The 15,808-nt window shown below is 40.0% G+C and carries 13 protein-coding genes; 9 read left to right on the top strand and 4 right to left on the bottom strand.

Features of this window, described 5'->3' with window-relative positions:
* Nucleotides 1-7 precede the first annotated feature (7 nt).
* Nucleotides 8-3,814, top strand: coding sequence for a S8 family serine peptidase (locus TEGAF0_RS07340; RefSeq protein WP_264897364.1), 3,807 nt, complete (start codon nt 8-10; stop codon nt 3,812-3,814).
* Nucleotides 3,815-3,899: 85 nt separating this feature from the next.
* Nucleotides 3,900-4,646, top strand: a complete 747-nt coding sequence (locus tag TEGAF0_RS07345; protein ID WP_264897366.1) for a ferredoxin--NADP reductase — start codon at nt 3,900-3,902, stop codon at nt 4,644-4,646.
* Here the strand turns inward: TEGAF0_RS07345 and TEGAF0_RS07350 are convergent.
* Together TEGAF0_RS07350 and TEGAF0_RS07355 are read right to left on the bottom strand one after the other, a co-directional pair.
* Nucleotides 4,643-5,296 carry a class I SAM-dependent methyltransferase gene (locus tag TEGAF0_RS07350; RefSeq protein WP_264897368.1) on the bottom strand — a complete coding sequence of 218 codons (654 nt, stop codon included), beginning with the start codon at nt 5,294-5,296 and terminating at the stop codon, nt 4,643-4,645. The genes TEGAF0_RS07345 and TEGAF0_RS07350 overlap by 4 nt on opposite strands.
* 16 nt (nt 5,297-5,312) lie before the next feature.
* Nucleotides 5,313-6,779, bottom strand: coding sequence for a glycine--tRNA ligase (locus TEGAF0_RS07355; protein WP_264897370.1), 1,467 nt, complete (start codon nt 6,777-6,779; stop codon nt 5,313-5,315).
* Between the two features lie 96 nt (nt 6,780-6,875).
* On the opposite strand from TEGAF0_RS07355, the gene TEGAF0_RS07360 reads away from it, so the two are divergent.
* Entirely contained in the window at nt 6,876-8,282 is a 1,407-nt protein-coding gene (locus tag TEGAF0_RS07360; protein WP_264897372.1) for an aminopeptidase P N-terminal domain-containing protein, read from the top strand.
* Between the two features lie 13 nt (nt 8,283-8,295).
* On the opposite strand, the gene TEGAF0_RS07365 is transcribed toward TEGAF0_RS07360, so the two are convergent.
* Both TEGAF0_RS07365 and dtd read right to left on the bottom strand, forming a co-directional pair.
* Nucleotides 8,296-8,619, bottom strand: coding sequence for a nucleotide pyrophosphohydrolase (locus tag TEGAF0_RS07365; RefSeq protein WP_264897373.1), 324 nt, complete (start codon nt 8,617-8,619; stop codon nt 8,296-8,298).
* On the bottom strand, nt 8,619-9,071 hold the full coding sequence (dtd, locus tag TEGAF0_RS07370; protein WP_264897375.1) for a D-aminoacyl-tRNA deacylase: 453 nt from the start codon (nt 9,069-9,071) through the stop codon (nt 8,619-8,621). Before dtd ends, TEGAF0_RS07365 begins: the two co-directional genes overlap by 1 nt.
* A gap of 67 nt (nt 9,072-9,138) precedes the next feature.
* Between dtd and TEGAF0_RS07375 the strand changes: the two genes are divergently transcribed.
* The 6 genes from TEGAF0_RS07375 (at nt 9,139) to TEGAF0_RS07400 (ending at nt 15,782) form a co-directional block, all read left to right on the top strand.
* Nucleotides 9,139-9,873, top strand: coding sequence for an MbnP family protein (locus TEGAF0_RS07375; RefSeq protein ID WP_346347639.1), 735 nt, complete (start codon nt 9,139-9,141; stop codon nt 9,871-9,873).
* Nucleotides 9,870-10,943, top strand: a complete 1,074-nt coding sequence (locus tag TEGAF0_RS07380; protein WP_264897379.1) for a cytochrome-c peroxidase — start codon at nt 9,870-9,872, stop codon at nt 10,941-10,943. Before TEGAF0_RS07375 ends, TEGAF0_RS07380 begins: the two co-directional genes overlap by 4 nt.
* A gap of 36 nt (nt 10,944-10,979) precedes the next feature.
* Nucleotides 10,980-12,479 (top strand): lipopolysaccharide biosynthesis protein, encoded by a 1,500-nt coding sequence (locus TEGAF0_RS07385; RefSeq protein WP_264897381.1) that lies wholly within the window; start codon nt 10,980-10,982, stop codon nt 12,477-12,479.
* An 89-nt stretch (nt 12,480-12,568) separates the two neighbouring features.
* A complete protein-coding gene (locus tag TEGAF0_RS07390) occupies nt 12,569-13,039 on the top strand; it encodes a GAF domain-containing protein (RefSeq protein WP_264897383.1) in 471 nt (156 codons plus the stop codon).
* A gap of 205 nt (nt 13,040-13,244) precedes the next feature.
* Nucleotides 13,245-14,489, top strand: a complete 1,245-nt coding sequence (locus TEGAF0_RS07395; protein ID WP_264897385.1) for a DEAD/DEAH box helicase — start codon at nt 13,245-13,247, stop codon at nt 14,487-14,489.
* Nucleotides 14,490-14,546: 57 nt separating this feature from the next.
* On the top strand, nt 14,547-15,782 hold the full coding sequence (locus TEGAF0_RS07400) for a serine hydrolase domain-containing protein (protein ID WP_264897387.1): 1,236 nt from the start codon (nt 14,547-14,549) through the stop codon (nt 15,780-15,782).
* Nucleotides 15,783-15,808 lie beyond the last annotated feature (26 nt).

Raw genomic sequence — 15,808 nt, forward strand, 5'->3', positions numbered from 1 at the left:
CATTTATATGATTAAACGCCTGGGGATAGTCTCCTTTTTGATGGCCACTTCTTTTGTTGGTTCATTTGCCCAAACGTATACCAACGAAAAACTGCTCAAAATTTCATCACAAAAGATAAAGCTGGAGCAAGAACTCAACTATGCAAAAGCCTTATCTATTGCTAAACAGAAGAATTGGGATCTAAGCATCAACAGCAATGGGAATGTTGCCAAATTAACAGGGGTTGATGATTTTGGGTTCCCTATTTATACCAAATCGTACAACAATACCATTGCAGCAGCAACCACCAGAGCTAGTCAACTTTGGCCGGGAGGCGCTTCCGGTTTAAACTTATCGGGTAGCACAGCTGCCATGAGAAACAAACTGGGTATTTGGGAATTTGATGGTGCTCCATTGGCAAGTCACGTTGAATTTGGAGGCAGACTTACACAAAAAGATGTACCCACCGGCAGTAGCGGTAACGATCATGCTACACACGTTGCCGGTACCATGATAGCTTCGGGCGTAAATCCAATTGCAAAGGGAATGGCTTTTGCCATCCCCAATATGATTTCCTACGATCACCTGAATGATATTTCTGAAATGACTACCGAAGCTGCAGCTGGATTGTTGGTATCTAACCACTCATACGGTTTCATTGCCGGCTGGAATTATAACTCTGCGCAAAGTCGCTGGGAGTTTTACGGCAGACCAGGTGAAAACGAAGATTACCGCTATGGATATTACGGTACTGATGCACAAAGAGTGGATTCCATCGCTTTTAATGCTCCTTTTTATTTAAAAGTATCTGTTGCAGGAAATGACCGGAATAACAATGGTCCTGCTGTTGGTCAGCCCTTTTTCAGAAGAAACGCACAAGGCGTGATGGTAGATGCAGGTATAAGACCAGCTGGAATTAGCAGTAACGACGGATTTGACATTATTCTTGGATACGGTATTGCCAAAAACAGTTTGACCATTGGTGCCGTAAATGGAATTCCTGGCGGTTACAACAAACCTGCTGATGTAGTTATGAGTTCCTTCAGTGGTTGGGGACCCACCGATGATGGAAGAATTAAACCTGATCTTGTAGCCAATGGGGTAAATGTAACTTCTGCCAGTACCAATGGAAATACAGCTTACAGTACCAAGAGCGGAACTTCCATGGCAGGACCCAATGCAGCAGGTTCATTAATATTATTGCAGGAACATTATACCAAATTGAAGCCAGGAACTTTTATGCGTTCGGCTACTTTAAAAGGATTGGCTATTCACGCTGCAGACGAAGCAGGTGGCACCCTCGGTCCTGATTATACATTTGGATGGGGTTTAATGAATGTACAAAGAGCTGCAGCTGTAATCAGCAGTGCAGTAGCCAACAATAACGCTAACAACAGTGATCATTTGCTGTACGAAAATGTATTAAACACCGGAGAAACTTTTACCAAGACGGTTGTGGCAACCGGAAAAGTTCCTTTGTCTGCAACCATTGCCTGGACGGATCCACCCGGAACCATTAACAACGATGCTTCCACCAATTTAAATGACAGAACTTCCAAACTTGTTCATGATCTGGACATCAGAATTACCAGAAATACACAAACATTTCTGCCATGGGCACTGGATGTTACCAGCCCCTCTGCAGCTGCAAGCAGAAGAATCAACAATGTGGACAATGTGGAAAGAATAGATGTAGACAGTACTGTACCTGGCGCAACTTATACCATCACTGTTTCTCACAAAGGAACTTTGGCAAGAGGTTCCCAGGCATACACACTAATTGTGAGTGGAACAGGGGGTATATCATACGGCAGTTCTGCATCATTGACCAGTGGCGCTAAAGTAGATAGTTTGTCTTTCAGCAATATTCGATACAGCAGTCCTACAGGTTGTAAAACTTTTACAGATAATACCAACCTTACAGCCAATATTCAGGCAAGACAAATACTGCCCATCTATATAAGAACCAGCTCATGTGATGCAACCATTAATTCAAGAATCATCAAAGTATACGTAGACTACAACAACGATGGTGATTTTCTGGATGCAAACGAAGGTGTACTTACAAGTACTGTACAAAGTGGAAACAGTAGCGTATTTACAGGAAATATCACCATTCCTGATAACGTAACTATTGGAACCATTCATAGAATGAGAATTATTACAAGAGAAACTACCAATGCAGCGGATATTACGCCTACCGGGGATTACGCAAGAGGAGAGACACAAGATTATTTATTAAAAGTGGAAACGCCTTCCAATGATGTTTCCATGAGTAATATTGTTTCACCAGCAGCAGGTAATTGTGGAAATGACAAACAATACATTACAGTTGCCATTGCGAATAACGGAGCCAATCCACAAACCAATGTTCCGATCACTGTAATAGTAAAAACTGGTACAACTACAGTAACCACTTTAAATGCTACTTACCCAGGAACCATCGCGGCACTTTCCACTGTAGAGTATACTTTACAAACTCCATTCCAAGCATTGGCTGGAACTAACTATACTATTTCCGCTGAAACTAAATTAAGTTCTGATCAAAACAGCACGAACAATTTAATTGAAGTAGCGGTTCCTATTTCAGCCAATGCAGATATTCCGACAGCGGAGGGAGTGGTTTGTAATAATACCGCTATACTACGTGTATTGAATCCTGGCAACAGCAACTATTTCTGGTATGCAGATGCAACCACAACTACTCCTTTTGCTGTAGGCAGCAATGTAACAGCAACCACAGTGCCTGCGAACAGAACATACTACGTAACCAAAGAAGCGAGAGGAACTGTTGGAGCTACTTCTAAATTAACTTTCTCTAACGGAGGTTACAATGCTTTTGCCGGCAACTACATGAAATTCAAGCATGATGTTCCTGTAAAAATTGAAACAGTTAGAATGTATACTGCCAATCCTGGTAAAATAAAAATCACGGTAGGTGATAATCTAACGGCTGGTTCAACTGCAGGAAGCTATTCCTACAGACCATTACTTAGTAAAACTTTTACTGTTTTCAACTCCAGACCAACTGCAGCTATTGGAGCATTAACAGAAAACAATCCCAATGATTCGGGTTTTGTATACAATGTAGATCTGGACATTCCTGGAAACGGTGATAAAATCATCATCGTGGAATGTACTGAAGACGCCAATGTTTACAGAAACAACGGCATTACGGGAACCATCTATCCTTTTGGGATAAATGGACTAATGAGTTTTACAGGCAATAGTGTTTCACTGGCTCCTGCTGCTGGTCAGGATGAAAATCAGTTCTGGTATTTTTTCTACGATACCAAAGTATCAACAGGATGTCCAAGTAATCGCGTACCGGTAGTAGCAGCGGCAAATATTCCGTTAACGGTTTCTCAGGTTGGTGACTCTCTGGTAGCCAATTTAAAAACAGGAACCTTCCAGTGGATTTATAATGATACCGCATTTGTTGCCGGTGGAAACGGCTCTTCTATTAAACCTACCCGTACAGGAAACTACAAGGTTCAACTATTAGATGCTTTCGGATGTTCAAAAACCTCCGCCAATGTAAGTTATACTGCTACAGCCATTACCACGGTGGATCCAAGAGAAATCAAATTAACGGTTTCCCCTAATCCGAACAATGGCATTTTCCAATTGAGTTTTGAAGTAACCAAACGCAGTGACTTATCTATAGAAATACTGAATGCTGCAGGACAAAGAGTATTCCTGAATACACAATCAGGATTCCTTGGCAAATACAATAAACAGCTTAGTTTAAAACAATTCAGCAGTGATGTGTATTTATTAAAAATACAACACGATAAAAAAACCTATCTGCAGAAAGTTATAGTGCAGAAATAAAATAAGGAAAACGTCACAACAATGCCTCTGTAAAACAGAGGCATTGTTATTTATGGGTATTTCGTACTTTGTGTAAAACATTGCAATGCTCCAACCCTGGTTAAAATGTGTGGTAATTAAAACCGAAGATATTACCCATAGCACACGCAGATTCTGGATTCAGATTCCTGAACTGGATACATTTGAATTTGAACCAGGACAGTTTGTAACATTTGACTTACCCATTCATGAGCAGCGAAACAAAAGATGGAGATCATACTCTATTGCATCTGCACCAGATGGCACTAATATTTTTGAGCTAGTAATTGTTTTAATGGAAGACGGATTGGGCACACCTCATTTATTCAATGATGTTACAGTTGGCAGCGAGCTAATGGTAAGAGGACCGCAAGGAAAATTCACTATGCCTCAGCAACTAAACAAAGATTTATTCCTGATTTGCACAGGAACAGGCATTGCTCCATTCCGTTCAATGGTTCATCATATTCATCAGCAACAAATTCCTCATAAAAATATTCACTTAGTATTTGGTTGCCGGGAATTTAAAGACAGCTTGTATGAAGCTGAATTAAAGCAACTGGAAAATACCCTTCCCGGATTTTATCATCATCCATGTTTCTCCAGAGAGTTAGTGGTTGGGCCTGGTCAATATTCGGGTTATGTGCATGCCTGCTATATGGAACTGGTAGAAAAGTACAAGGGTATGACCGGAGTCATACCAGAAGCTAACTTTTTTTTATGCGGATGGAAAAATATGGTAGACGATGCCAAAGCAAAAATCCTTTCTTTGGGTTACGACAAATCGGCTATTCATCTGGAATTATACGGTTAGGAATGCTTTTGCGCAATCAGAACAAAATAATCAAATATCAACTCTCTTTTAAAAAGCTTTTTTTGTATCAGTCTTGATTGATACTTTTCAAGATAAGCACTATACTCATCAATATCCAGTTGAATAGGATGCAACATGTCGCCAGGTAAAAGTTGAAATATTTTTTTTAGCCATTTGCTTCTGTGTGCATCTGTACTTAATACAAGTATACCCCCTGGTTTCAATGCTTTTAATAGATTTTGATAACAACGTTCTAAGTCATTTACATGATTGATGGCATTCATGCAGAACACTACATCATATTTTGCCTGTACATCCAATGCTTCAATAGACATTGTTTTAAATTGTGTCCAGGAATATTGTTCTGGTTGAAATACAGACAAATGCTGATACTTATCCAGCAAAGGGTCAATAGCATCTACTTTACAATCAGACAAACTCATGTAAATTCCGGAGGGGCCGCAACCTGCATCTAAAACGACAGTATCCTTGTTCAACTTTACAGAAGAATCAATTTCATTGAGTAATCTATCCCAGTACTGCTTTTTTTTAACCAGGTATTCTGATGGATTCTTTTTCTTGAGGTAACGCTTCCACCATAAAAATTCTAGTTTTTGTGCAAGCTTCCATTTTACATTTATTTTGTCCATCCTGGTTTTACTTAGTTCAGCTGATATGCGATAGTACCAATTCTTTTACCTTACTGATAGGAATACGCTCCTGCACCATGCTGTCTCTGTGACGTATGGTTACCATATTGTCTTCCTTTGTCTGATGATCAATGGTAACACAGAATGGCGTACCAATGGCATCCTGACGACGATAACGTTTACCAATGGCATCTTTTTCTTCGTAGAAACATTTAAATGCTCCCTTACAATCGTCCATGAGTTCACGCGCAATTTCAGGTAGTCCATCTTTTTTCACCAATGGCAGAATAGCTAATTTATTCGGAGCAATTTTAGCCGGGATTCTTAATACTACTCTACTATCTGTAGAACCATCTTCTTTGGTAATGGTTTCTTCTGCATAGGCATTACTCAAGATCAGTAAGAACATACGATCCAAACCAATAGAAGTTTCAATTACATAAGGAATATAATTTCCATAAGGCTTACCAGTGGCTTCATCAATATCATTATCAAAATATTGCTGCTTTTTCTTGCTATACTCCTGGTGACTCTTTAAATCGAAATCTGTTCTGCTATGGATGCCTTCCACTTCTTTAAAGCCGAATGGAAATTCAAATTCAATATCCAAAGCTGCATCTGCATAATGCGCCAGTTTTACGTGATTATGGTAACGGTATTTTTCAGCAGGAAGACCCAGACTTAAATGCCAGTTCAGTCTTTCCTGTTTCCAGTAGTTGTACCATTCCATTTGAGTGCCAGGTCTTACAAAAAACTGCATTTCCATTTGTTCAAATTCACGCATACGGAAAATGAACTGACGAGCAACAATTTCATTGCGGAATGCTTTACCAATCTGAGCAATGCCAAATGGCACTTTCATTCTGGCTGTTTTTTGCACATTCAGGAAATTGACAAAAATGCCCTGTGCCGTTTCTGGTCTTAAATAAATAGTATCAGATTCCTCTGCTACCGAACCCAGTTGAGTAGAAAACATCAGATTAAACTGACGGATGTCGGTCCAGTTACCCGTTCCACTAACGGAACATACAATCTGATAATCGGCCAGTAACTGTTTTAACCCAGCAAAATCTTCTGCAGCCAGCAACTGATCCATCTTTGCCAGTAACGCATCTGCCTCTGCCGATTTACCAGCTTCTTTTAGCTGGTCTGCCTTAGCCTCAATAATATGATCTACACGGTATCTTTTCTGACTGTCTTTATTGTCAATCATCGGATCACTGAAATTATCAACGTGACCGCTAGCTTTCCAGGTAGTGGGGTGCATAAAAATGGCCGCATCAATACCTACTATATTCTGGTGAAGCTGCGTCATGCTTTTCCACCAGTAGTCTTTTATATTCTTTTTTAATTCACTGCCATATGGACCGTAATCATAAACGGCACTAAGGCCATCATAAATTTCGCTACTCTGGTATACAAAACCATACTCTTTGGCATGTGAAATAATTGCCTGAAAACTGTTTTCGGTTGCTGTGCTCATACAGCGGCAAAAATAGGTGATTACCCGTTTATCCAGTAAAATGGGCAATGTTGATTAAAAAAATTAGTTTAGGGATTCAAAACTCAACAGACCGTTATGAAAAAAATCCTGTTCTGGCTGCTGCTTTTGCCGGCAATGGCTTCTGCCCAGCAAACCAATGTACAAACGACAGAATATCCCAATGACTATCTGAGTCCTGCATTTCATGCGGGCAGAAGAGCTGCATTTAAAGAGAAAATGCCAGCTAAATCGGTGGGAATTTTCTTTGCCAGTCAGGTAAGACTGAGAAACGACGATGTAGATTATCAATATGCACAGAATAAAAACTTCTATTATTTTACAGGATTGGAAGAACCCAATGCACTACTGTTGTTATTTAAGGAACCAACCACCATTTTAGGTAAAACTGGCACAGAATTCATTTTTGTTCAGAATAGAGATCCACAGAGAGAAATGTGGAACGGGAAGATTCTGGGCGTTGAAGGAGTTACCAAACGCTATAAGTTTGACAACGTCTTTTTAAACCGGGATTTTAAAAACAATACCCTCGCTTTACATGATTACGACTCTGTTTTAACTTCCTTCCGGTCCGAAGATATTTTTCAGACATATCCCAGAACAAGAGATGAATTAAGCCGTATGGCAGGTATAGTTGATAGTCTTATTAAAGCGCACAATAAACCAATTGCCAGTAGAACACATTTGCAAATTTTAACTGCACTAAGAGGCATCAAACAACCGGAAGAAATTGCCATTTTGGAAAAAGCAGCAGCAATTAGTGCAGAAGGACATAATGAAGTAATTAAAGCTGTAAAACCAAATATGACCGAATATCAGGCACAGGCCATCATGGAATATGCTTTCAAGAAAAACGGATCTGAATATCCAGGATACCCAAGTATCAATGGCTCTTCGGAAAATGCCTGTGTGTTGCATTATGTAACCAATTTAAGATTGATGAAAGACGGAGACCTGTTGTTAAGTGATTGTGCAGCTGAGTACCATGGATACACCGCTGATGTTACTCGCACTGTGCCCGTTAATGGCAAATTCTCACCGGAACAAAAAATCATTTACGAACTAGTACTGGCTGCACAAGATTCTGCCATTGCGGTCTGCAAACCCGGTATGCCTTACAGTGGTTCTGATGCAACAGCCAGAAGAGTCATCAACAGGGGGCTGATTCAATTGGGTATTGCCGCCAATGAAGCAGAAGCCAGACGCTATTTCCCACACGGGACTTCGCATCATCTAGGTTTAGACGTGCATGATTTAGGTATCAGAGGCAATCAGCCTTTTGAGCCAGGGATGTACCTAACGGTTGAGCCTGGCATCTATATTCCACCGGGCAGTAAATGCGATGCGAAATGGTGGAATATCGGAGTAAGAATTGAAGATGATATTTTAATTACCAAGGATGGCAACCGCAACCTTTCTGCAGGAGCACCCAGAACAGTAGCAGAAATTGAGAAGCTGGCAAAAGCCAAATCTATTTTCAACTAAATCATTTCAACAACTACAACTTGGGGTTATTCTTATGGCGGTCCTTGTCTCTTAGGGTTTTCTTCTCTAAGTTTTTTTCAAGGGCTTCTGTAAGATTAACCCCTGTTTGGTTAGCAAGGCAAATCAATACCCACAAAACATCCGCCATTTCATCTGCCAGCTCATGTGAGGTATCGGAAGATTTAAAAGACTGTTCGCCGTACTTTCTTACCATAATTCTGCTAAGCTCCCCTACTTCTTCCATCAGAATGCCCAAATTGGTTAACTCGTTAAAATAACGCACCCCAATGGTTTTGATCCATTGGTCTACTTGTTGCTGTGCAGATTCAATTGTCATTATTCCTTGTTTTTAGAATCAATTAAAATAGTTACAGGCCCATCATTTATCAATGACACTTTCATATCAGCGCCAAAAATACCTGTCTGAATTTTTTTGCCGAGCTGTTTTTCAATTTCGGTAATCATTGCTTCATATAATGGTACAGCAACAGGAGGTTTGGAAGCTTTAATATAAGAAGGCCGGTTTCCTTTTTTGGTACTGGCATGTAAGGTAAACTGACTGACCAGTAAAACATCTCCATTCACTTCTTTAACGGAGCAATTCATTACACCGGATTCATCATCAAAAATTCGAAGATTGACCAGTTTTCCTGCCAGCCATACAATATCTTCCGGATTATCCGCATCTTCAATCCCTACCAAAACCATCAATCCTTTCCCAATAGCGCCATTCACTTTTCCATCAATAGTTACAGAAGCAGAGGAAACTCTTTGAATTACTAACCGCATAGATTGAAATTTAACCGAAATTTGAAAAGACTAAGATAAACATTCAAAACAGAAATCATTGAACAGAGTGCCTGCATACAAAGCAATGCTACTATTGGCAATATCGTTTGCCCTGAGTAAGGCAAAAGCGCAACATAGCATTGAATTCATGCCCATGTTCGGTTCGGCAAAATGGCATACAGACAGCAGTTATACCAATCAGGCAGGAGAACGATTGCAAATTAACAAGTGTCTTTTTTATACAACAGGATGGAAAGCGATTGTATTCAATCAAAATAAAAAAGGACGGCCCGATACGGTTGCCTTAAGTGAAGCCCATTATTTAATAGACCTGAACGAACCCAATAGCCTAAAGCTTCCTTTTACTATACCAGCCAATTGTGCTCAAGTCATTTTTACACTGGGAGTAGACAGCATTAAAAACACAACAGGCATTCAAACAGGCGCGTTGGATCCTGCGAGAGGCATGTTTTGGACCTGGAGAACAGGATATATTATGGCCAGATTGCAGGGAACATCACCCGCTGCCAACACAGCTGGTAAACGTTTCAGTTATGATGTAGGGGGATTTGAATCGCCGTATAACACAGTTAGACAAATCACACTTGAACTGGCCGAAAATGCTGGCACTGTAAAAAAATTAAAAACGATTCTCTACATTCAAACAGACTTGTCTTTCTGGTTTAATGGTAAAAATAAAATCAGTATTGCACAGAACCCCAACTGCCACAATTCCGGAAAACTAGCTATGCAGTTAGCAGACAATTATCAGCAAATGTTTACAATCGTTACCCCGCTATGAAAAAAACAGGAACGATACTATTGATAGCCATTCTGGTACTGTCTGCATTGGGTTTTATGCAACAACCCATGATGCACGCATTGCCTAGGAAAAAAACTTTTATTGTTCCAAAAGGATGGCCACAACCTTCATATGATTTTTCTAAAAACCCATTAACCGAAGAAGGAATAGCGCTGGGAAGACAATTGTTTTATGATGGACAGCTCAGCAAAGACGGGAATATATCTTGCGGAACCTGTCATCAGCAATTTGGTGCATTCAACAACTATGATCACCCCTTAAGTCATGGACTCGACAATAGTTTAACTTCCCGTAACGCCCCCGGACTCTTTAATCTGGCCTGGCAAAAAGCATTTATGTGGGATGGGGGCATCAACCACCTCGATCTTCAGCCATTGGCACCAATCACGGCACATAATGAAATGGGAGAAACCATAGAAAATACAATCAGCAAACTTCGGAAAAGTAATAATTATACCCGATTATTCAAAGCTGCTTTTGGAGACCCAACCATCAATACCCAACGACTTGGAAAAGCACTGAGCCAGTTTCTGTTAACCCTCGTTAGCAGCAATAGTAAATACGACAAAGTTATGGAGGGCCTGGACAGTTTCAGTTTACCTGAAAAACTGGGATACACTATTTTTAAGAACAAATGCAGTAGTTGTCATACCGAACCGTTGTTTACAGATTTTAGTTACAGGAATACCGGAATGCCACTGGAACCATTTCTACAAGACATAGGCAGAATGAGCATCACACAGGATCCTACCGATTCACTGAAATTCAAAGTACCAAGTCTGCGCAACATCATGGTTACATTCCCATATGGACATGACGGAAGATTTTTTTCACTAAGCAATGTATTTGAACATTATCGCAATAATATGCAGGTGACAGTCAATACAGATCCTTTGCTAAAAAACAAACTTCCACTTAGCAACTATGAAATCGGGCAGCTGAAAGCATTTTTACAAACGCTTACCGATTCTGTATTTCTGCAGAATCCCCAATTTGCAGCTCCGGGAACCCGAGCGTCTGCAACGCAACCATTAGACCTGCACAACTGATTACAATACCCTATTTTTGAACAATAGTTAATTCCATTGAGCGAGATAAAAAAACTGGCAAATCAAACAATCTGGTATGGTGTACCCACTATAGCCAGTCGTTTTTTAGGGTATTTGATGAACCTTTCGCTTCCGTTGTTTTTTGCACAACCTGCAACAACAGCCGATTTAACACAGATCTATGCAATGATTCCTTTCTTGAATGTGCTTTTTACATACGGGTTAGAAACTGCCTATTTCCGATTCATCAAAGAAGAAGATCCCAATCAACTCTATAGTACACTTTCTATTTCCTTATTGGGAAGCACCCTGCTTTTTAGTACCATTCTTTGGTTATGTAAAGAACCTATTCTTTATTGGGCTAATCTGGAAGCACAACCTGCTTTCATGAATTGGATGATTGGCATTTTATTTTTTGACACCATCAGTACATTAGCATTTGCCAGACTAAGACAGGAGAACAGACCTCGCAAATACGCAGCAGTCAGGTTGTCTAGTGTGCTCGTCAATTTTGTAACCGTACTCGTTTTTATAGGTTGGATACCGCAATATGTGCAATCCAATCCGAGCTCTCCACTCCGTTTTTGTACTGAGCAAAATATTGGTATTGGCTATTATCTGATTGGCAATTTGGCCGGAAGTATTCTCACCTTTTTATTACTCTTTTCCGAGTTCAGAAAAATTAAATGGGACTTTCATATTGCGCTACTCAAAAAAGTATTGAACTATACCTATCCGTTAATTATTGTGGGTATGGGGGGCATGGTGAATGATATGCTCAGCAGATTGATTTATCAGCACGTTGTTGACCTTCCTGTTGAAGCTGCCAAACACGAACTAGCTATATTCGGAAATATTTATCGTCTGGCTGTTTTAATAACCATCATGATTCAGGCTTTCAGAATGGCAGCTGAACCTTTTTTCTTTAAACAGAAAGGAGAAGAAAATGCACAAAAAATTTACGCGCGTGTAATGAAGTTTTTTGTTATTGCTTGCAGCTTCATGCTATTGTTCATCAGTCTCTTTATTGAAGTATTTGAATGGTTTTTTGTTGCGATTAATAAACCCCTCTGGACACAGGGATTACAGATAGTTCCGCTATTGGCATTGGGGAATATTTTCCTGGGTATCTATTATAACCTGAGCATCTGGTACAAACTCACTGATAGAAATAATTATGGGGCGCTCATCACTGTTGGAGGTGCTATTATTACGATTATCTTAAACATCATATTAATCCCCAGTTTGCATTATTTAGGAGCAGCCATTGCTACTTTCCTTTGCTACTTATTTATGATGTTGGTTAGCTATCATTTGGGACAAAAATTCTATCCTGTTCCTTATGCCACGAAAAAACTAATCGCCTACTTGGTGATCGTGTTGCTTATGTACATCATACAAAAAGCAATCCTCTATTTTATTCCAGAACTCTGGCTGGGCATTATCACCGGCATTATTTTAATTGGTCTTTTTGGCTGGCTCGTTTACTGGGCAGAAGAAAAAGAGCTCAGAAAACTGGTTAAAAAATCAAGCTAACACAATACATTGTTTTAATAAATACTAAGGGTTAATGGAATTGTTATAACGGATTTATTGAAATCATTCCCTGAACTTATCTTTGCAATATGGCAGAAGATTTACAGATTATTAAAGGATCCAAGACTGAACAATACGAGGCATTAATTCCTCAGATCAAAGGATTACTTACAGGCGAAAGCAACTTGATTGCCAACCTTGCCAATACAGCAGCTGCACTGAAAGAACAATTCGGTTGGTTCTGGGTAGGGTTTTATCTGGTAGAAAAGGACGAACTGGTTTTAGGACCATTCCAGGGACCCGTTGCCTGCACCAGAATTAAAAAAGGAAGAGGAGTTTGCGGAAGCAGCTGGGAACAAGCTAAAACATTGATTGTGCCAGATGTAGAAAAATTTCCTGGTCATATTGCCTGCAGTAGTTTATCCAAATCAGAAATAGTTGTTCCGCTTTTCAAAGACGGAAATATCTGGGGCGTATTAGATGTAGACAGCAGCGAATACAACCAGTTTGACGAAACCGACCAGCATTATTTAGAACAAATCATTGCGCTGCTGGCATAATTGTACAATTGAAACTATAACATAGCTAAACCCATTTTCCAATTGCGAAATGGAGCATATTTGGGCTTCTTACCCAAATAATGTACCTTTACATTATTCGTATATGTCTCAGTTATACTGGAATCTACTTCAGTGACAAGGTAATCCCATCAATATCAGGTTATATACCACTTGAAATTTCAAGTGTTCATTTAAATCACATTTTGTGTTATTCAAAGAATTAGAACTCATTGAGCCTATTTTAAAAGCGCTCGAAACAGAAGGGTACACCAACCCTACCCCCATTCAGGAACAAGCAATTCCATCTGCCCTTGCAGGTAAAGATATTTTGGGCTGTGCCCAAACAGGAACAGGAAAAACTGCAGCTTTCTCTATCCCTATTCTGCAATTGGTTTGTCAGTCTCAGTTAAACGGAAATTTTACCAGAGGCATCAAAGCATTAATTCTTACCCCAACAAGAGAATTGGCCATTCAGATTGATGAAAGTATTGCGGCTTATGGAAAAAATCTGCGCATCTCTCATGAAGTAATTTTTGGAGGGGTGTCTCAACATCATCAGGTTATCAACTTAAAGAAAGGTGTAGATATTTTAACTGCTACACCAGGTAGATTACTCGACCTGATGCAACAGGGATTTATTCATTTAAAAGATATTCGCTTTTTTGTATTGGACGAAGCCGATCGTATGTTAGATATGGGCTTTATAAACGATGTAAAAAAAGTTGTGGCCAAACTGCCCGAGAAAAAACAAACCTTGTTTTTCTCTGCCACCATGCCCGATGAAATTGAAAAATTAGCCAATACGCTTTTAAAGAATCCGGTAACCATTGCCGTTACACCTGTTTCTTCTACTGTAGAAAAAATTGAGCAAGCCATTTATTTTGTTGAAAAGGAAAATAAGAAAAATTTGCTACAGGATTTGTTAGAAGATAGTGCCATCAAGTCTGCGCTGGTTTTTACCAGAACCAAACATGGTGCAGATAAAGTGGTTAAAAACCTGGTTAAACATGGCATTACTTCAGAAGCTATCCATGGTAATAAATCACAGAACGCCAGACAGAGAGCATTAACCAATTTTAAAAATGGCAGTACGCGCATTCTGGTAGCTACAGATATCGCAGCAAGAGGTATTGATGTAGATGGTTTATCGCATGTATTCAATTACGAATTACCCAATGTACCGGAAACCTATGTACACAGAATAGGTAGAACTGGCAGAGCCGGCGAAAGTGGTATGGCTATTTCATTTTGCGATACAGAAGAAAGAGCTTACCTGAAAGACATACAGAAGCTGATAAAAATTGAATTGCCAGTTGTAAGCAATCATGAATATCATTCTGCGACCCCACTAAAAGTCAGTTCCAATCAACCCGACAAAATAAAGAAACCTGTACCAAGAAACAGAATGGTGAAACAGAGTTATTATAAGTCGGGAAGAGGCAGCAATTAATTTTGCTGATTTAAGAATCGACTGTACAAATTCGCAATAGTTTTTTTAGATTGTAGCATGATTAAACCTATTCATTTACTCATTGCTACAATTTTTTTTGCCTATACCGGAACAGCCCAAAATGCAAAAAAAGGATTGAATACCTTGTATTATCCCGAACCTGCCAACTGGGAACAAAAAAAACCGGAAGCGTTGGGAATAGCTGCATCAACTATTGAAAAAACAATTGCTACCGCCAAAGCTGCAGAGTCACCCAACCCCAGAAGTATGGAAGAAAACCATTACAAAACTTTTGGAAAGGAACCCTTTGGAGATGGCATCGGACCCTTTGAGGACAGAGGTGATCAAACAGGTATTGTTATTTACAAAGGTTATAAAATAGCAGAATGGGGCACTCCTCTCAAATGCGACATGACCCACAGTGTGGCAAAAAGTTTTTTATCGGCTGTAATAGGGTTGGCGGTAGATGCCCAATTGATTCGATCGGTTCAGGATCCGGTGCATACATATGTTCCGCCCATTGAGTTATTTCAACCAGCGCCTGTTACGAAGCCGGCATCGCTGTTTAATCAACCTGAATTACTGCACCCTTTTGAATCTGTACACAATAAAACCATAACCTGGGAATCGATGCTCAGACAAACCAGTGACTGGGAAGGAACTTTATGGGGCAAACCAGATTGGGCCGACCGACCAGATACTGATCCAAAGAAATGGTTGAACAGAATACGAACTACACAGGGTACGGTATTTGAATACAATGATGTAAGAGTAAACGCATTGGCGCTTGCAGCTACCAGCGTATTCAGACAACCCCTTCCACAGGTATTGAAAAAACAAATTATGGACCCCATTGGCGCGTCGAACACATGGCGCTGGACAGGCTACAGGAATGCTTGGATAGTCCTAGACGGAAACCCAGTTCAATCGGTTAGTGGCGGTGGTCACTGGGGCGGAGGCTTGTTTATTCATGCGGAAGACATGGCTCGTTTTGGGTTACTTACTTTGCGAAAAGGCCGATGGAAAGACCAGCAGTTGCTTTCTGAATCCTGGATTCGTCAATCTACTACTCCAGGTCCTGCGAACAAGGAATATGGTTACATGAATTTTTATTTAAATACAGACCAGAAATTAATTCCGGGTGCCCCTGCTGAAGCATTTGTGCATTTAGGCAATGGAAATAATGTGGTTTACGTAGACCCGATAAACGATCTGGTTGTGGTATTAAGGTGGATTACCCAAAAAGGGATGATTGACACCATTTCCATTTTACTGGAAGGACTCAGAAAATAACATTTTTTCGTCACGAGACGATTATT

The sequence above is a fragment of the Sediminibacterium sp. TEGAF015 genome (assembly GCF_025997995.1).
GTDB lineage: Bacteria > Bacteroidota > Bacteroidia > Chitinophagales > Chitinophagaceae > Sediminibacterium.